The sequence below is a fragment of the Alphaproteobacteria bacterium HT1-32 genome (assembly GCA_009649675.1).
Classification (GTDB): Bacteria; Pseudomonadota; Alphaproteobacteria; order Rhodospirillales; family HT1-32; genus HT1-32.
Genome location: WJPL01000001.1, coordinates 1561598 through 1579588 on the forward strand (window position 1 = coordinate 1561598; position 17991 = coordinate 1579588).

The 17991-nt window shown below is 57.3% G+C and carries 12 protein-coding genes; 10 read left to right on the plus strand and 2 right to left on the minus strand.

What is annotated here, in order from left to right:
* Positions 1 to 90 precede the first annotated feature (90 nt).
* The 6 genes from GH722_07395 (at position 91) to GH722_07420 (ending at position 9146) form a co-directional block, all read left to right on the plus strand.
* Positions 91 to 726, plus strand: a complete 636-nt coding sequence (locus tag GH722_07395) for a malonic semialdehyde reductase (protein ID MRG71586.1) — start codon at positions 91 to 93, stop codon at positions 724 to 726.
* A gap of 68 nt (positions 727 to 794) precedes the next feature.
* Positions 795 to 1847, plus strand: a complete 1053-nt coding sequence (gene hrcA / locus GH722_07400) for a heat-inducible transcriptional repressor HrcA (protein MRG71587.1) — start codon at positions 795 to 797, stop codon at positions 1845 to 1847.
* 27 nt (positions 1848 to 1874) lie between these two features.
* The gene (gene grpE / locus GH722_07405; protein MRG71588.1) at positions 1875 to 2624 is read left to right on the plus strand and encodes a nucleotide exchange factor GrpE; all 750 of its coding nucleotides are present in this window, start codon (positions 1875 to 1877) and stop codon (positions 2622 to 2624) included.
* Positions 2625 to 2710: 86 nt separating this feature from the next.
* A complete protein-coding gene (locus GH722_07410) occupies positions 2711 to 3295 on the plus strand; it encodes a peroxidase-related enzyme (protein MRG71589.1) in 585 nt (194 codons plus the stop codon).
* 28 nt (positions 3296 to 3323) lie between these two features.
* Complete coding sequence (locus GH722_07415) at positions 3324 to 4283, plus strand: 2OG-Fe(II) oxygenase (GenBank protein MRG71590.1); 960 nt, start codon at positions 3324 to 3326, stop codon at positions 4281 to 4283.
* Between the two features lie 45 nt (positions 4284 to 4328).
* Positions 4329 to 9146, plus strand: a complete 4818-nt coding sequence (locus tag GH722_07420; GenBank protein ID MRG71591.1) for a PAS domain S-box protein — start codon at positions 4329 to 4331, stop codon at positions 9144 to 9146.
* On the opposite strand, the gene GH722_07425 is transcribed toward GH722_07420, so the two are convergent.
* Entirely contained in the window at positions 9143 to 9970 is an 828-nt protein-coding gene (locus tag GH722_07425; GenBank protein ID MRG71592.1) for a GntR family transcriptional regulator, read from the minus strand. The two genes, GH722_07420 and GH722_07425, sit on opposite strands and share 4 nt — an antisense overlap.
* Before the next feature lie 182 nt (positions 9971 to 10152).
* Between GH722_07425 and GH722_07430 the strand changes: the two genes are divergently transcribed.
* From GH722_07430 to GH722_07445, 4 genes are all read left to right on the plus strand, one after another.
* Entirely contained in the window at positions 10153 to 10641 is a 489-nt protein-coding gene (locus GH722_07430; GenBank protein ID MRG71593.1) for a hypothetical protein, read from the plus strand.
* A 12-nt stretch (positions 10642 to 10653) separates the two neighbouring features.
* Positions 10654 to 12165 carry a C4-dicarboxylate ABC transporter permease gene (locus GH722_07435; GenBank protein ID MRG71594.1) on the plus strand — a complete coding sequence of 504 codons (1512 nt, stop codon included), beginning with the start codon at positions 10654 to 10656 and terminating at the stop codon, positions 12163 to 12165.
* Between the two features lie 39 nt (positions 12166 to 12204).
* Positions 12205 to 13182 carry a hypothetical protein gene (locus GH722_07440; GenBank protein MRG71595.1) on the plus strand — a complete coding sequence of 326 codons (978 nt, stop codon included), beginning with the start codon at positions 12205 to 12207 and terminating at the stop codon, positions 13180 to 13182.
* A gap of 95 nt (positions 13183 to 13277) precedes the next feature.
* Positions 13278 to 14711, plus strand: coding sequence for a sulfatase-like hydrolase/transferase (locus tag GH722_07445; GenBank protein MRG71596.1), 1434 nt, complete (start codon positions 13278 to 13280; stop codon positions 14709 to 14711).
* 54 nt (positions 14712 to 14765) lie between these two features.
* Here the strand turns inward: GH722_07445 and GH722_07450 are convergent, their stop codons facing one another.
* Positions 14766 to 17978 carry a tetratricopeptide repeat protein gene (locus GH722_07450; protein ID MRG71597.1) on the minus strand — a complete coding sequence of 1071 codons (3213 nt, stop codon included), beginning with the start codon at positions 17976 to 17978 and terminating at the stop codon, positions 14766 to 14768.
* Positions 17979 to 17991: the final 13 nt, after the last annotated feature.

A 17991-nucleotide genomic window follows, 5' to 3' on the forward strand; every position in this document is an offset into this window, starting at 1 on the left:
CCTTCATCTGCCCGGTGAAAGCACCGTTGATCCCCGCTGGCAGGCAACCATATGAAGACCTGAACTTTACGTCATCCGAAGGATCAGAATATGACCGATACAGCGAAAGCTGCCGTTGAAGATGTGCGCCGCAGGATCTCTGCCCTTGACGCTGATGGTCTCGACCTGATCCTGCGCGATGCGCGGACACACAACAAATGGCAGGACCGGGATGTCCCGGATGATCTGCTGAAACAGGTCTATGATCTTTATAAATGGGGGGCGACAAGCATGAACTGCTCGCCTGCCCGTGTGGTTTTCGTCAAGTCTTCCGAGGCCAAAAAGAAACTTGAACCGCTGCTGATGGAGGGCAACCGGGAGAAAACCATGGCCGCCCCGGCCTGCGCGATCATTGGCACGGATACCCGTTTCTTTGAAAGGCTGCCGGTGCTGTTTCCACACAGCAAGGGTGCAGCCGACATGTTCCGTAAAAATGCGGCGCTGGCGGAAGTGACGGGCTTTCGTAACGGGACACTGCAAGGTGCCTATCTGATGATTGCCGCCCGTGCGCTTGGTCTTGATTGCGGCCCGATGTCGGGCTTTGACAATGCGGCGGTGGACAAGACGTTCTTCGATGGCACCGATATCCGGTCGAACTTTCTTTGCAGCCTGGGTTATGGTGATCCGGACGCCTTGTTCGACCGCAGCCCGCGACCGGACTTTGGCGAGGTTTGCAGCATAGTCTGATATGACCGGGGCTCGTTGACGCGGGCCATAGGCAAACCTATGTTGCGCCCGCAACCTTGGACGTAATGATGGACGAGCAGAAAAGCGGCGTTATCGAACTGAATGAACGGTCCCGCGAAGTTTTCCGGCGACTGGTCGAGACTTATGTCGAGACCGGGGAGCCGGTCGGATCGCGAACCCTTTCGCGCGCCCTGCCGATGCAGCTGTCACCAGCGACGATCCGCAATGTAATGTCGGATCTGGAGCATGCGGGGCTGCTGTTTTCGCCGCATACCTCTGCCGGGCGGGTTCCGACTGACCGGGGATTGCAGATGTTTGTCAGCGGCCTGCTGCAGGTCGGTCAGCTGACAGAGAACGAACGCAATTCGATTGATGCCCAGTGCAATGCCGAGAACCGTTCGATGGAAAATGTGCTGGAGGAAGCGACATCGGCGCTGTCCGGCCTGTCCCGCTGTGCCGGCATGGTGCTGTCGCCGAAACGGGAATCGCCGCTGCGGCAGATCGAGTTTGTTCCGCTGGGAGACGGTCGCGCCCTGGCTGTGCTGGTGTCAGAGAACGGGGTTGTCGAGAACCGCGTTTTTGACCTGCCAATGGGTATCTCGCAAAGCGCCCTGACAGAGGCAGCCAATTATCTCAGCATGCAGTTGCGGGGCCGGACACTGAGCGAAGCATCAGAGAAGGTACGTCTTGATCTGGACGCCCATCAGACCGAACTGGATGGCCTGACCCGTAGTGTGATTGATGCAGGTCTGGCGACCTGGTCGGGTGATGCAAAGCACGGGGCCCTGATTGTCAAAGGTCAGGCCAATCTGCTGGAGGATGTCAGCGCCCTTGAGGACCTGGAACGCATCCGGGGTCTGTTTCAGGCGCTGGAGGAAAAGCAGACCATGCTGCGGCTGCTGGACCTCGCGCATATCGCGGAAGGCGTACAGATTTTCATCGGGGCAGAGAATAAATTATTCGGATTGTCCGGTTGTTCAGTTGTCGTATCGCCATTTCGCGATACACAGGAGCGGATAATCGGGGCAATCGGCGTTATCGGCCCGACGCGGCTGAATTACGCACGTATCATTCCCATGGTTGATTACACGGCCCGGGTGGTTGGCCGGATACTCGGCTGAGCCACAGAAAGAAGAGAGGACAGGCAGATGCAGAACGAACAGGACAAGAAGCCGGACGCAGGGACACCCCCGCCAAACACTGGTTTCGAAGAAGCCGCACCGGAGGCCGAGGCTGTGGCAAGCCCGGAAGAGGCGCTGTTTGTTCCTGAAGAGCCGGCTGCGGCGGAAGCTTCTGCGGCTGACCGGATTGCCGAACTTGAGGCAGAGATTGCCGAATGGAAGGACAAATGGGTCCGCCAGCATGCCGAAATGGACAATCTGCGTAAACGCACCCAGCGCGAGAAGGAAGATGCAGGCAAGTTTGCCGTCTCCGGCTTTGCAAAGGACCTGCTGGCGGTTGGTGACAATCTGGGCCGGGCCCTGCAGAGCCTGCCGGGAGGCATCAAGGACGGTGATGGTCCGGTCAAGAACCTGGCAATCGGCATTGAGATGACCCGCAAGGAACTTGATTCCGTTTTTGAACGGCACGGCATTTCAAAGGTCGAGGCCATCGGCAAGCCGATGGATCCGAATTTCCATCAGGCGATGTTCGAAGTTGAAGACCCGGCACAACCCGCAGGTACCGTGGTTCAGGAAATGGCTCCCGGCTATGTGTTGCATGGCCGCCTGCTGCGACCGGCAATGGTTGGTGTGGCAAAAGGAGGCCCGAAACCGGGTGCTGCCCCGGAAGCCGCGCCGAAGACAGAAGGCGAGCCGGCCAATGCTGCAAATGACGCAACCATTGATCTGGAACCGGGTGATCCCTCCTCTGGCGGACGTTTTAATCAGACAGTCTGACCGGCACTTGTGGTAATTACCTATCTGTAAGTTTTTGTCCGGTATAAGCTGCTCCTTTATTCTGTGAGAATACTGGAGTTAGGGTTATGTCTGGCTGGATCGAAATGATTCCGCCGGAGTCTGCGACCGGCAGGCTTCGGGAGCTGTATGATGCCGCGACGACGCCGCATGGCACCGTCGATAATGTGATGCGGGCGCATTCCCTGCGTCCGGAAACACTGGCGGGCCATGTTGCGCTGTACAGAAGCGTGCTGCACAATCCGGATAATGCGTTACCGTTCTGGTTCCTTGAAGCTGTTGCCAGTTATGTCAGCCTGCTGAACCGCTGTCATTATGCGACGGCCCATCATGGTGCGAACATGCGACGTCTGGCGCCTGATCAGTCAAAAGGCCAGGCCATGTTCGCAGCACTGGCCTGTGACCGGCCAGAGGATGCTTTTAGTGGTCTCGAACTGGCATTGCTGCGTTATGCCCGGAAGGTGACGGTCGCAATCGGCGAGATGTCGGCAGGGGACATTGAGTCCTGCCGGGCTGCCGGTGCAGATGACGGACAGATTCTGGAGGTCAATCAGGTTGCCGCCTATTTTGCCTTCTCCAACCGGGTTCTGAACGGGCTGGGCGTTACGACAGAGGGTGACCGGATCGGTTATTATCCGGCAGAGAAGGACTGAAATCATGGCTTATGCGACAGCAACTGAAATCAACGTCACGGATATTCCGGTGATCGATATCAGCGGGTTGCGAAGTGGTGACACAAACGCCAGAGATTCCGTTGCGTCCGAAATGCTGGCAGCGGCCGCTCATCTCGGTTTTTTCTATGTCAGTGGCCACGGCGTCCCGCAGGAACTCATTGACCGGACCGACCGGGAGGCCCGGAATTTCTTTGCTGAACCGCTTGAAAGAAAACTGGAGACGGCAATCAACCAGCGGCACCGGGGCTTTTTGCGTGTCGGTGAGGCAAAGATGGAAGGTAACCGGCTTCCCGACCTGAAGGAGAGCTTTGTCTGGGGGCGCGAGACACCGGCGGATGACCCGGTGGCCATGGATCCGGACAATCCTTTCATCGGACCGAACAACTGGCCGGAGGGGCGACCCGGAATGGCGGCGGCATTCAATGATTTCTATGCCGCCTGCAATGATGTGGGGTTTGACCTGATGCGGGCCTTTGCGGTGGCGATGGATCTGCCTGAAATGACATTCCGCCGGAATATTGATTACCCCATCAGCCGCGGAGCAGCGGTCTATTACCCGCCACAGCCGGCTAATCTGGACAGTGATCAGTTCGGGGTTGGTCCGCATACGGACTATGGCTGTCTGACCCTGGTTTATCAGGATCCGATCGGGGGCCTGGAAGTCCGCAGCAAGCAGGGTGAATGGTTGCTGGCCACTCCGGTTCCCGGAACTTTCGTCGTGAATGTGGGCGACCTGCTGGCACGCTGGACCAACGACCGTTTTGCCTCGACGCCACACCGGGTGGTCAACCGGTCAGGGCGTGAGCGGCTGTCCCTGGCGGTGTTTGTTGATCCGAACTATGAGACAATGATTGATCCGCAGGATGTCTGTCGTGAGGGGGGCGATGTATCATATCCGCCCGTCCTGTGCGGTGATTACGTTCTGAAACGATATGATCACGCCTTTGCCTATCGCCGGAAGTCCTGATGTGATGATTGGATCCAAACCCCCTGATCTCCGGGTTACTGTCTGATGAACAGGCGGACTTCAAAGTCCGGTGCTGACACCGAAACACAAAGCGTTGTGACGGCGTCAATGGAGTCCCGCCTGCTCAGTCTCTCGGATGACGGTTTCTGGGAGTATTATCCCCGGACCGGCGAGCTCTGGCTGTCGCCGCAATGGAAACGGGTACTCGGTTTTTCAGATGATGACCTGGCAGGCAATCTTGATGTCTGGCAGATGCGATCTCCGGCAGGCGAGTTTGAGTCGACCATGTCGGCACTTCAGCCGCTTCTCGATGGCATTGATGAGGAGGCGCGGTTTCAGCAGAAACTGCGGCATCATGACGGTCATATCGTCACGTTCGATGTGCGTGCGAAACGTTCGGAGGAAGGCGGCGAGCCGGTCTTAAGCGGCCTCTCCCGCAGACTGTCAGAGACGGTTGTCCGTCCCAAAGTCTATGACGATGCCGCCCTGAACTTCGAAGCGATCCGGCACAATGAACGCGAGATGGTGAGCCGTGAGTCTGCTGACGGCGCCTTTATGTTTGTTAATGATGCCTACGCCTGGCGACACGGGGTGCGGCAGGACGAGGTGATCGGCACTCATATCAGTGAACTGCTGCCCGACGAGATTTACGAGCAGTTCAAGGCAGATGTGGCAAACCTCACGGTTGAAGCCCCGGAATCCAGCCATGTGCAGGAAACCAGATTACCGGACGGAGAAGTGATCTGGGAAAGCTGGAGCAATATTGGATATTTCAATCAGGCGGGTGAACTGACCGAAGTTTTGTCGATCGGTCGTAATATCACCGCCTATAAACGCAGCGAGATCATTTTGCGTGAAGCCATCGAACAGCTGCCGATGGCTTTCCGCATGTATGATCAGAAAGACCGTCTGGTCCTCTGGAACAAGGAGTATGTGGAATATTTCCCGTACCTGAAGGATGAAGAGAATATCGAGGGCCGGACCTATGAAGAGTTGCTGCTGCTTGGGGCCCGCAAGGGAAAATTCCCCGGCTATACACAGGCCGAAAACAAAGAATCCTGGGTGAAAGAGCGGGTTGCCGGGCATCTGGCTGCCGATCAGCCACCGTTTGAGCGAAAGATGTCGGATGGCCGGTATTACCGGTTCACGGAGTACCGGACCGCGACGGGGTCGATCATCGGTTTGCGTGAAGACATCACCGCCCGCAGGCAGGCCGAAGGGTTGCTTGAAGAAGTCATTGAACAGATGCCCGGGTCCTTGTCCCGGTTTGATCCCGAGGACCGGCTGGTTCTCTGCAACAGTCATTTCCGGAATGATTTTTCAGTACTTGGAATCACTGACGATCTGATTGGCCGGACCTATGAAGAACTCCTCCGGATGCGTGATGCTGCCGGTGCCTACCCGCCATTTGCAACGGAGAAAGAACGGGAGGAATGGCTCGCCGGGCGGCTGAAAAACCATCGGGACGCGGATGGTGGGGCCATTGAGGTCAGGCTGGCATCCGGGCAATACAGACATGTTTTCCGGGCACGGACAGCAGATGGCGGGCTGATTGGTGTCGGCATTGATGTCACCAAGCAGAAACAGGCTGAAATGTTGCTGCATCAGGCAATCGAACAGCTGCCGGGGGCTTTCGCGAAGTTCGACGCAGATGACCGTCTGATATTGCACAACAGCGACTTTAAAAAACCGTTCGAGGAAGCTGGCATCAATCTTCCCCTTCTGGGCCTGACCTATCCGGAGTTGCTCGACCAGTTTCTTAAAATCGACGATTATATGCAGTTCGATGATGAGACCTCGAGACTGGCCTGGCGTGAGAACCGGATTAAAGCCCATGATGCGGCAGATGGTCAGTCAATCGAGACCATTATTAAGGGCCGGTGGTTTCAGACCACGGAAAGACGGACAGAAGACGGCGGCATTGTTGGCATCAGACTTGATATCACTGCGCTGAAGCAGGCGGAGCAGTTGCTGCGCGATGCGATCAATTCGATTCCGGCAGCCTTCACGCTATACGATCGTGAAGACCGTATCGTTTTGTATAATGACAAGGTCGTGCAGCACTTCCCGCATCTGGAGGAATTCGACAGTCTGTTCGGGCTGAGCTATGAAGATATGCTCCGTTCCAGTCTGAATAATGGTGTTTTGGTCCCGGATGTTGAACCTGACAAACTGGGTGCCTGGATTACAGAACGGGTTACTGCGCATCTCAATCCGACAGGTGAGGCTTTTGACCTGAAATTTGCCGGTGACCGGTGGTTCCGTGTCACGGAAACCCGGACAGCAGGTGGTGGCATCGTTGGTATTCGCTACGACATCACGAAAGAAAAACGCGCGGAAGAACGGTTGCGGATTGCCATTGCCAACATGCCGGGAGCCTTTACCCTGTATGATTCCGACGACCGGCTGGTCCTTTATAACGAGGCCTTCCGCAAGCTCTATTCCTATCTTGACCACTTGCCGTCAATCACAGGTCTGACCTACGCCGAAATCATTCGCCGAGGCTATGAAACAGGTGCATTTCCGACACCCGGTGGCAGAGATATTGATCAGGCTGTCGAGGAACGCTGCCGGGGGCATCGCAATCCGCCCTCCACGCCGCTTGACCTGATCTTCAGTGACGGGCGCGTTGTCAGTGTTTACGAAGCCCGAACAGCCGCCGATGAGATAATTGGAACCCGGGTCGATATCACCGAGCTCTATCGGGCACGTCAGAGGCTGCAGGACGCCATTGATGCAATGCCGACCGGGTTTGCTCTTTATGACGCCAATGACCGGCTGGTGGTCTTCAACAGCAATTTCGCCCGCTACTATCATCTGCAGGATACAATGATCCAGGTGGGCCGGACCTTTGAAGAAATGCTCCGTGATGTGGTTGAGGCCGACAGGATCCGGCTGGGGGACGCGGACAAGGAGGCATGGATCCAGCGGCGGCTGGCGCTTCATCTGAATCCAGGCGACCCGGAAGAGCGGTCACTGGCAAATGGTCTCTGGCTCCGGATCAAGGAAAAGCGTACCAGTGATGGCGGGATCGTGGCGATCCTCAGCGATATTACAGACATGAAGGAAAGTGAGGAGCGGCTGGCCAGCCTCTACGAAATGGCCGAGAAGTCGCGCAGTATGCTGCATGAAGCGATCGAGGCGATCGATGAAGGCTTCATTTATTATGATGCGGATGACGTTCTGGTTGCGGCCAACAGCCGTCACAAGGCGATGTTCCCCGATCTTGTGGATGTTCTGGTCCCCGGGACCAGACGCGAGGATGTTCTGGGCAAGCGTTTCAGGCTGGGACATGAACCGAAGGCAATTGGCAGGGAAGAAGACTATCTCCGGGCCGAACTGCAACGCCGGCGTCGCGCCCGCGAACCATTTGAACGCCAGAATGAAGATGGTCGCTGGTTGCGCGTGACCGAAGTCCGCACCCCGAGTGGCGGACTGGTCGGGATCCGGACAGATATTTCCACGCTGAAAGAGAAAGAGAACGAGCTGACCAAGACGGTCACCGATCTGGAAACAGCGCAGCAGACGCTTGAAGAACAGGCGACAATGATGCGTGACCTGGCAGAAGATTATCGCCAGCAGAAAGACCTGGCGGATGATGCAAACCGGGCGAAGTCAGATTTTCTGGCGACGATGAGCCATGAAATCCGTACGCCGATGAACGGCGTTCTGGGTATGGCCGAACTGTTGCTGGAAACCCGCCTCTCGCCGCAGCAGCGGGAGTTTGGCCAGTCAATCCTGAGTTCGGGCCGGGCCTTGCTGACCATTCTCAATGATATTCTTGATCTCTCAAAGCTGGAGGCCGGAAAGCTGGAGATCGAGACTGTGGATTACAATCTTGCTGATGAGGCGGGATCAGCGGTCGGCTCACTGATGAACCGGGCGGAAGCCAAGGAACTGAAGCTGACACAGATGATCGATGATGATGTACCGGAGGGCCTGTCCGGTGATCCGTCACGGTTGCGGCAGGTGCTGATCAATCTCATCGGGAATGCAGTGAAATTCACCGAAAAGGGAACGGTAACCCTGCATATCAAACGCAGACCGGGCCAGAGCGGAGCCGACATCCTGCGGTTTGAAATAAGTGATACCGGCATTGGTATGAGCCCGGAGGTGATTGAAACCCTGTTCCAGAAATTCAGTCAGGCCGACGTCTCGACAACCCGGACCTTTGGCGGCACCGGACTGGGACTGGCGATTTGCAGGCAGCTGGTTGAGCTGATGGGTGGTGAAATCGGGGTTTCGAGTCTGCCGGGTGAAGGCAGCATCTTCTGGTTTGAGCTGCCATTGCAGGAAGCCGAAGGGCCGGTATCTTCACGCAATAATGTGATGGTGACGCATTTCGAAGCCAGCCGTCCCCTGAATATTCTCGTGGCCGAGGACAACCAGATCAACCAGATGCTGATCAACAGGATCCTCAGCGATGTCGGTCATGTCTGTTACATGGTCGAGAATGGAGAGCTGGCGGTTGAGGCTGCGAAGAGCGGTGATTTTGAACTGATCCTGATGGATGTTCGCATGCCGGTTATGGATGGTCCGGAGGCAACCCGGCAGATACGCAAATTGCCGCCACCGTTCTGCGACATTCCGATCATTGCCTGCACCGCAGATGTGACGGTGGAGCACAAACAGCATTACCTTGATGCGGGTATGAGAGACTGTGTCATGAAACCGATTGACCGGTCAGACCTTTTCGCGGCAATCGATCGCTCTCTGGATGAGGAAATCCATACCGGCAGCCTGCAGCAGGCGCCGACAGCCATTTCCGTCGAAGACCCGGCGGAGGAAAAGAAGCCGGAACCTGAAGATGATACGGACATTCAGGATTTTCTCTCCCGTCTCCAGAATGAGATCACGGACTAGAACTTACTTTGCAGCCTGCTCTCGATTGCCAGGTCGAGATCGTTCGGCGGGATGAAAAACTCCTGATAGTAAATTGCCTCACCGGTTGTGATGCTGGTGACCACGCTGATTTTCAGAATCTGGTCCGATGGCGCGACGCCAATGCGGGCCGCGATGTCCGGGTCTGGCCGGATGAATGTCAGTTTATGGTCAATGGCTGCGACGACGATATTTGCTTCTTTCTGCATCAGCGATTTGAAGTTTTCGGTATGCAGTTCGGCAAAGTCCTTTTCCATGAAGAACGGAAACGCCAGGGCATCGACATAGAAACGGGTGACCATGGTGAAGGCATCACTGATGCGGATTTCACGATCAAGTCGCACAATTCTGGCATTCTCCGGTAACGCCGATGTCCAGGGGCCGGTCTCGTCAACGGACTGACGGTTCACCAGTGTCGGAAAGACCGGCAGGAAAACCCCGTCAGGGCCCGAAAATCTGCAATGAAGCGGCTGCTTCATTCTTTCGTCTGGCTGCCTGACAATTGTCCCGGCGCCAATCTTGCGGACAACCAGCCCGTCTTCCATCAGTGCCTTGAGTGCCTTCTGAACAGTGCCAAGGCTGAACGGCGTCATGGAGGTAAGCTCGATCTCGCTTGGCAGCTTGTCTCCTTCGGTAACAACGCCGGACTCGATAGCCTGCACCAGGGCGGCATGGAGTTGCGCATATTTCGGCCCGGAATCCGCGCTGCGCGGCAGGGTTTGCTTCAGAAATTCATCCAGATCGGTAATGACCCGGGCTGCCCGGACAGGGTTGCTGCGTTGTGCTGATTCACTGATTTTTCCCATCTCCCCGACCTTTCAAGTGGGTGCAAGGCCCATCTTGACTTAATTTTATCATGAATGCTATATAGCAATAATAAGACATAGCATTATAGCTATGCATCAATATCGCAATAGTAAGCAAAACGCGTTGAAGCGGCAAGAAAGCGATAGCGGTGTGGCATTGAACCAGTGGGTAGGAAGCGGCCATGAATGAGTCTGTAAAAGACTGTTTTTTAGCACTTATTCTGTTCTCGGTTGGTCTCGCCGGTCTGCTGTATATTCAGTATGGGCCGGGCGAAGCTTTGCAAAACAGCCGTGATGCCCAGATTACATTTCGCAGTTTCCCGACGGTTATCTCCGGCCTGCTGATGCTGCTGACCGGGATTTATGCCTGTGCCAGCTTTACGGCCTGGGTCAGATCGAGGAACGCAGGTACGGACGGTGATGATACGGGCGTTACAGCCCCGGGACCGGCTTACCTCGCGGCGCGGATTGTCGGCCTGATCGGTTTGCTCGTCGTATTTGCGCTGACCATCGGGATGCTCCCGCTCTTCATTCTGGCCAGCATATTTCTCTTCATTGCGTTCTTCATCTTCGGGCAGACGAACCTTCTGCGTATGGGTGTGATCGCCATTCTGGGTGGAGGGCTGTTTCACGGGCTGTTCATCCTGATCCTTGATCTGCCGCTGAACTAGGAAGGTCAGGATATGTTCGAAGGTCTCATCGGCGGATTTCAGGAAATTCTTCATCCGTTCAACCTGCTGCTTGTGTTTGCAGGTACGGCACTCGGTATTCTGGTCGGGGCGCTGCCCGGCCTGAGCTCGCCCATGGCGATCGTCATATTGTTACCGCTCACTTACACCATGGAGCCGTTGCAGGCGCTGCTGGTGATGATCGGCGTTTATGTCGGGACCAAACTGGGCGGGTCGTTCTCTGCCATTCTGCTGCGAACGCCGGGAACTCCGGCAGGGGCCTGTACCGCGCTGGACGGGCATCCGATGGCAGAGCGGGGTGAGGCCGGGCTGGCACTGGGTTATGCGGTCATGGGTTCCACCTTTGGCGGAATCTTTGGCTGGATCATCGCCGTCACCTTTATCCCTGTGCTGGCCTCCGTCGCGTTGAAATCGGGCAATGCCGATATCGCTCTGGTCGGCATTCTGGGTCTTCTCATGGTGTCCTCCTTTGTCAGGGGGTCCACCCTCAAGGGGCTGATCGGGGTGCTTCTGGGACTGCTGATCTCGACGATCGGTCTCGACCCGGTTGATGCGACGCTGCGCTATACTTTTGGTTTTGTCGATCTGATGTCGGGCATTCCCTTTGCAGCGGCGCTGACAGGTTTCTTTGGTATTGCGGTGGTGCTCAGCGACCTGAAACTGGTTGGCAGCCGGAGTGAGGTCATTTCCGGTGCCGGCAATATGGCGCTGCCCGGTATCCGGGACATGATGAAACGCTGGAAAGCAGTTGTCGTCGGCAGTCTGTTCGGCACCGGCGTCGGGGCTGTGCCGGGGGTGGGTGCCGAAGGGGCGACCTGGCTTGCCTATGGCACCATGAAGCGTCAGGCAAAGAATCCGGATGACTGGGGCAAGGGTGAGCCCGACGGTATCGTCACGCCGGAAGCCACAAACAATGCGACAACCGGCGGCACGATGATTCCGATGCTGACGCTGGGGATTCCCGGTGACGGCTCGACAGCGGTGATTCTCGGTGCGCTGATTCTCCACGGCATCGAGCCGGGCGTCATGCTGTTCCAGACCAACGGAGATCTGGTTTACGGCATTCTCGCCGGCCTGCTGATCTCGACGATTTTCATGTTCCTGATCGCCTGGCGTGCGATTTCCCTGTTCATCATCGTCCTGCAACAGGACCGGGCCTGGCTGTTCCCCTTTGTCCTGCTGCTGGCAACCATCGGTGCCTTTGCGACGGTGAATAATGTCTACGCCATCTATATCGCCATCTTCTTCGGTGTCGTTGGCTACTTCCTTGAGAAACGCAAATTCCCGGTGGTGACGGTTGTGCTGGGAATCATTCTGGGCCCGATCATCGAAGCCAACCTGCGTCTGGCCCTTGTCCTGTCTGCAAATGACTGGACGACATTCGTCGCCACGACCCCGCGACAGGTTCTTGTCGCACTGATTGTCGTTGTTCTGAGCTGGGAGTTGTTCACGGGCATACGTGATGCCGCCGCGGGCAGGCGCAGCAGGATCGGTATCAGCGATTAGTCGAAGCAGTATTCAAACAAAAACCAAGGAGGATTCCCCATGATAAAACTTATGAAGCCTGTGGCTTTGATAACCGCATTTGCGGCGGGTGTCGCATTTGCGGCCACGCCCGGCAGTGCAGCTGATCTGGACTGCGACACCATCCGTATGGTTGTGCCCTGGAAAGCCGGTGGCGGAACGGACCGGATCGGTCGCGGACTGGCAGCAGCTCTGGAGAAACAATCCGGCAAGTCCGTTATCGTCGATAATATCAGCGGTGCCAGCAGCGCCACCGGGTCGATCAAGGCAGTTCAGTCAAAGCCGGACGGCTGTACCCTGCTGATGAACGGGACCAGCGAAATTCTGGCCTTCATGACCTTCACAAAGGGCCTGCCATTCAGTCTGGATGATGCCCGCTTCGTGGGTGGTTTCTTCACGACGCCGACCTGGATGCTGGCGAACAGAGAGCGCGGCTATAAGGATTTTCAGGCATTCCTGGATGACGCAAAGGCAAATCCGGGCAAGGTGACCATCGGTGTTGGCGGTGCGGCCGGCGCTCATATGGTGATGGCAGCGGCGATCAAGGGTGCCTATGACCTTGATGTCCGTATTGTACCTTATTCCGGTGGTGCCGATCTGAAAAAGGCACTGCTCGCCAATCAGGTTAATGCCGGGGTTATTCACTCGCCGGTTCTTCTGAAAGAAGCCAAGGCCGGTCTCATCGATGTACTGACGACGGGTGGGTCGCTAAAGAATATCGAACATGCACCGCTCAGAAGCATCCCGACACTGGAAAGCATGGGCAAGCCGATCAGTGTTTCCGCTGTACGTGGCATCTTTGTACCGAAGGACACCCCCGATGCGGTTGTTCAGCAGCTCGCTACCTGGACGGAGGCTGCGACGAAGGACCCGGAATTCATCGAGTTCGGCAAGAAATTCGGCTTCCCGCCGGAATGGATTCCCGGCCCGGAATTCGAAGCTGACATGAGAGCGGGCGAAGCCTTCTATCAGTCAACCTACGACAAGTTCATCAAATAACTCATCATCCGGCAGGTGCAGGGCGCCTGCCGGATATTCCTGCACTACCCACAACTGGACCAGACATCGTGGAAAACACAAATCTGATCATTTTGATGTCCGATGAACATACCCGAAGCGTTGCCGGGTGTTATGGGCATGGAATCGTTTCAACACCTAATCTGGATAAACTTGCCGCCCGCGGCGCGCGCTTCAACAATGCCTATACCACCTGTCCGGTCTGTGTGCCGGCACGGGCTTCATTTGCGACGGGCAAATATGTCCACCAGATAGAAACCTGGGATAATGCGAAGGCCTTCGATGGCTCAATTCCCAGCTGGCACAGCCTGCTTCGTGACCGGGGCCATCAGACGGTCTCCATCGGGAAGCTGCATTTCCGCTCCGATCAGGACGATAACGGCTTTTCGGACGAGCGTATCCCGATGCATCTGATCGAGGCCAAGGGCGATTTGCTCGGCCTGATCCGTGATGAAGACACGGTGAAACGTGGTGCCTCCTGGAAAATGGCCAAAATGGCCGGGCCGGGGGAATCCATGTACACCCGGTACGACCGGGATATCACGTCTGATGCGCAGACCTGGCTTTACGAAGAAGCGCCGAAACATACCGACAAACCATGGGTTCTGTTTGTCTCATGGGTGGCACCGCATTTTCCGCTGACCGCCCCGTCAGAGCATTTCTACCGGTATTACAATCAGGATCTCCCGGCGCCGAAACTATATGACAAGCGTCATGAGTCGATTCATCCCTATGTCGATGATTACCGTAAGATCTTTGCCTATGACGAGTACTTTGAGACCCCGGACATGGTCAAACGCGCCCAGGCTGGCTATCTCGGCCTGATCTCGTTCATGGACGAACAGGTCGGGCTGGTTCTCGGGGCGCTTGAGAAAGCGGGCCTCAGTGACTCCACACGTATCGTCTATACCACCGACCACGGCGACAATATGGGTACCCGCGGCGCGTGGGGTAAGTCGCTGATGTATGAAGAAGCCGTTGCGGTGCCGATGATTGCAGCCGGTCCGGGTATCCCGGCAGGCCGTGTCGTCGAGACGCCGTCGACGATTGCTGATGTCTATCCGTTCATCATGGATTGCGTCGGTGAACGGGACGCGGAAACAGTGGCTGAAGATATTCCGGGGACCAGCCTGTTCGAGCTGATCGAAAAGGATGTGCCGGAACGCGTCGCCTTCTCTGAATATCATGCGATGGGGTCAAAGACGGCCGCCTTCATGGTTCGGAAAGGCCCCTGGAAGCTGGTTTATTACGCGGATTATCCCGCCCAGCTGTTCAATCTGGATGATGACCCGGAAGAGGTCTCGGACCTGACGGATGATCCCGCAAGCGCCGCGATCAAGGCTGAAATGCTGGGTGAACTTCGCAGGATCTGTGACCCGGTCGAGGTGGACAAGGCAGTGCGGGAAAGCCAGGCCCGCATGATTGAAGAAAACGGTGGCAAGGAGAAGATCATCAAACGCGGTGATCTGGGATTCTCGATGCCGCCGGGAGTTGAACCCCAGTTCAACTAGACTGATTCGCTGCCCTGCCCGTTTGTAAGATGTACAACAGGCCGGGCAGCGATCTTATCCTGCCCGTTTGCAGACCAGCAGCAGGTCATCACCGGCTGCTTCTTCGCCTGTTACCTGCCAGCCGGTTGCGACAAGGCGTTCTTTCAGGGCATCGGCGGTCATGTCATTGAAGTAGCCGAGTGCACGCCGGGCGCGCCGGTCTTGTCCTTCCTCCCAGACGGGATAGGTCAGAACCAGCTGGTCAGCCGCTTTGTGAAGACGGGTCAGCAGGGCGTTGATGTCATGGATATAGGGCAGGATATGCAGGGCGGCGATTGCCGCACAGCTGCCATCCGGGAAATGGCCGCGATTAAGGTCCATGACGATGGTCTGTCTGGCGGTTGGCGTCAGATCGATTGGTGCATAGCCGCAGGCCGGATCGATATGTTTGCGAAGGACCATCGCGCCTGAACCGACATCCAGAATGGTGCCGGATTTCGGCAGATATTTTGCGGCGGCGGCGGCCCGGATATCCGCATCGGCCGGCAGCAGTTCCGGCATGCCCCAGCGCGCCGCATCCGTACCACGCCGCCTGATCAGTTCCTCACTCACCCGGATCGCCTGTTCCGGGGGAAGATTGGCGCGGTCGGCGCCAAACACTTTCGGTGTCGGCGTGAAGGGTTTGGCGTAGCGGGTTTTCAGTTGGATATCGCCGGCAACGGAGAAGACGTTGAGCATCTCGTTCGTCGGGATCCAGGGTAATAGCGGCCCGCCGGCCTGTTCATGCGGGAAGCGATAATGGCGGAAGCCGGCGCGGGACAGCTTGTCTGCCATGCGCATCATGGCGTCAAAGCGTTCTTGTTCGTCGTAGTTCCGGCCTTTCTCCCACATGATCGCCTTGACCAGCCCGGCCTCAACCAGATTCCAGGCACCGTCGACAACCTCCGGCTCGACCCCTTCGACATCGATCTTCAGGATCGTGCGGCGGCCCTGCAGGTCCGGCCGGGCGGCCAGCAGGTCATCGACCGAGGCAATGGGTACACGGATTTCACGACCCTTTGCCCCCGGCGCCATATTGCCTTCGACCAGACTGTGTCCCATCGTCGAATTGGCAAACAGCACGCCCTCACCATAGCCGTTACCGGCGGCACCCTGCACCACATCGACCTGATTCTGCATGTTGTTGAAGGCAAGCCACTGGCGCAGATGCGCGACATTATCGGGCAGGGGTTCAATCGCCAGCGCCTTGATTTTGCCGGGGTGCGCCGAGATCGCAGACAAGGTGAAGATACCCCAGTGGGCACCGATATCGATGAACAGGTCACCGGGTTCGAGATGTTCGATAATGAAACGCCGGGCAGGAAACTCATAGCCGCCGAACTGGGTCTCGTGACGCACCAGAAAGCCGACACCGGCATCGGACAGATAGCTTTTCGGGACCGGCATGCGGAAGGTCGGCCGTCCGTCCGGGAAGCGGAAGGCCGAAGGGGCGATAATGACATCACCGCGATCTTCAACCGCACTCAGCGCCAGATTGCGGCGGCGGCGGACAATATCCTCAAGGTCACGTTTTACCCGCGTGAATACGCTGTCCCAGTCGCCGGGGGACGGCTGGCGCAGCAGTTTCATGGTCGGATACCAGGGGGTGTCTTCGCGGTTCAGCAGCCAGCGCCAGTCCGGGGCATGTGGTGTCAGCACCCAGACCGCCTTGCCGAGGGCGGCTGCCAGATGGGCAATCGACGTATCGACGGTAATCACCAGATCAAGCTGATCAATGATGTTAGCCGTATCTGCCATGTCGAACAGTTCCGGCGAACAATCGGCCAGCACGGTGGCGCAGGACAGTTTGGCGATATCGCTCTCGCCCCGGCCTTTCTGCAGGGAACGGAACTCGATGCCGTCGATCTCGGTCAGCTCCATGAACCGGTTCAGATCGACGCTGCGGTTATGGTCGTTCTTGTGTTCCGGTCGCCCGGCCCAGGCAATCCCGATCCGGAGCGCCCGGTTGACGGCGGGCTTCAGCCGCAGTTCCGGTTGCGGTGGTGGTGTCAGATAGCGTTTCTGCACCGGCAGGTTGTCGAGGGTGGTGCCGAACAGCTTTGGCAGGGTCAGCATGGGAATGCGGAAGTCGAAATCCGGGGCGGCAGTACCTTCCCGGATGATCTTCTCAACCCCGTCCAGACACTGGAACAGCCGCATCAGACCGGGCTGGGTTTCCAGCAGAATGGTCGCCCCCTTCTCGCGCAGCAGCGGGATATAACGGACGAACTGGATCGAATCGCCAAGACCCTGCTCGCTTTGCAGCAGAACCGTCTTGCCCTTCAGGGATTTCCTGCCGTCCCAGACCGGACGGTCCTGATAACGGGGTTGCCGGTCAACCCGCTGCCAGCGCCATTCATATTCGTCCCAGCCGGCCAGCAGGTCGCCTTTCAGCAGATAAGCCCGGGCCAGACCAAGATGCGTGTCGAGATGATCCGGATCTATTTCCTGTGCCTTGCGCAGATAATTCAGGGCTTCATCCGGGCGGCCCATCCCGGTCAGCGTCTGACCCATGCCGGAATAGGCGCCGACATATCCGTCATCAAGTTCGATGACCCTGCGATACAGTGCCAGCGCCTCGTCATACCGGCCGATGGTCATCAGGGCGTTGGCCAGGTTGAACGGTGCATGAACCATCGCGGGGGCCGCCGCCATGGCCCGCTTGTAACAGGCAATGGCCGCTTCACGGCGACCGGATTCCCACAGGATCACACCAAGTGCATTCCGCAGGTCGGCATTATCCGGATGCGCGACCAGCGCCTTGTCGAACAGGGACTCGGCTTCTTTCAGTTTTCCTGCATCTTTCAGCAGGATCGCAAGATTCGACCGTGCCGTGTGATAATCCGGCTCAATCTCCAGCGCCTGCCGGAAATGGGTTTCGGCACCGGCCGGGTCATTGCTGTCTTTCAGGGCATTGCCCAGATTGTAATGTGCTCCGGCATGGTCCGGCTGGATGGCCAGCGCCGCTTCATACCGGGTAACGGCGCCTGCAAGGTCGCCCTGACTGCGCAACAGAACGCCAAGGTTGATCAGGGGTTCTGCAAATGCGGGATCCAGTGTGGCGGCCTGCGTGTAGGCGTCAGCGGCTTTATCGAAATCGCGGGTACGATGCAGTTCAAGTGCCTGCGTAAAAACCTCCCGGGCTTTTGCCGGATCGGGCGGGGCTGCCTTCTTCCGTGCAGCTGTCTTGGCCGGTGATTTGCTGCCGGTGTTACGGGTCTTCCGTTTCGTCGCCGCCTTGCGCGCCATCTGTCCCCCCGGA

Coding starts and splice junctions, on each gene's coding strand:
- GH722_07430 (MRG71593.1), top strand. CDS start 10,153: ATGAATGAGTCTGTAAAAGACTGTTTTTTAGCACTTATTCTGTTCTCG.
- GH722_07410 (MRG71589.1), top strand. CDS start 2,711: ATGTCTGGCTGGATCGAAATGATTCCGCCGGAGTCTGCGACCGGCAGG.
- GH722_07420 (MRG71591.1), top strand. CDS start 4,329: ATGAACAGGCGGACTTCAAAGTCCGGTGCTGACACCGAAACACAAAGC.
- GH722_07435 (MRG71594.1), top strand. CDS start 10,654: ATGTTCGAAGGTCTCATCGGCGGATTTCAGGAAATTCTTCATCCGTTC.
- GH722_07395 (MRG71586.1), top strand. CDS start 91: ATGACCGATACAGCGAAAGCTGCCGTTGAAGATGTGCGCCGCAGGATC.
- GH722_07440 (MRG71595.1), top strand. CDS start 12,205: ATGATAAAACTTATGAAGCCTGTGGCTTTGATAACCGCATTTGCGGCG.
- GH722_07425 (MRG71592.1), bottom strand. CDS start 9,970: ATGGGAAAAATCAGTGAATCAGCACAACGCAGCAACCCTGTCCGGGCA.
- hrcA (MRG71587.1), top strand. CDS start 795: ATGGACGAGCAGAAAAGCGGCGTTATCGAACTGAATGAACGGTCCCGC.
- GH722_07445 (MRG71596.1), top strand. CDS start 13,278: ATGTCCGATGAACATACCCGAAGCGTTGCCGGGTGTTATGGGCATGGA.
- GH722_07450 (MRG71597.1), bottom strand. CDS start 17,978: ATGGCGCGCAAGGCGGCGACGAAACGGAAGACCCGTAACACCGGCAGC.
- grpE (MRG71588.1), top strand. CDS start 1,875: ATGCAGAACGAACAGGACAAGAAGCCGGACGCAGGGACACCCCCGCCA.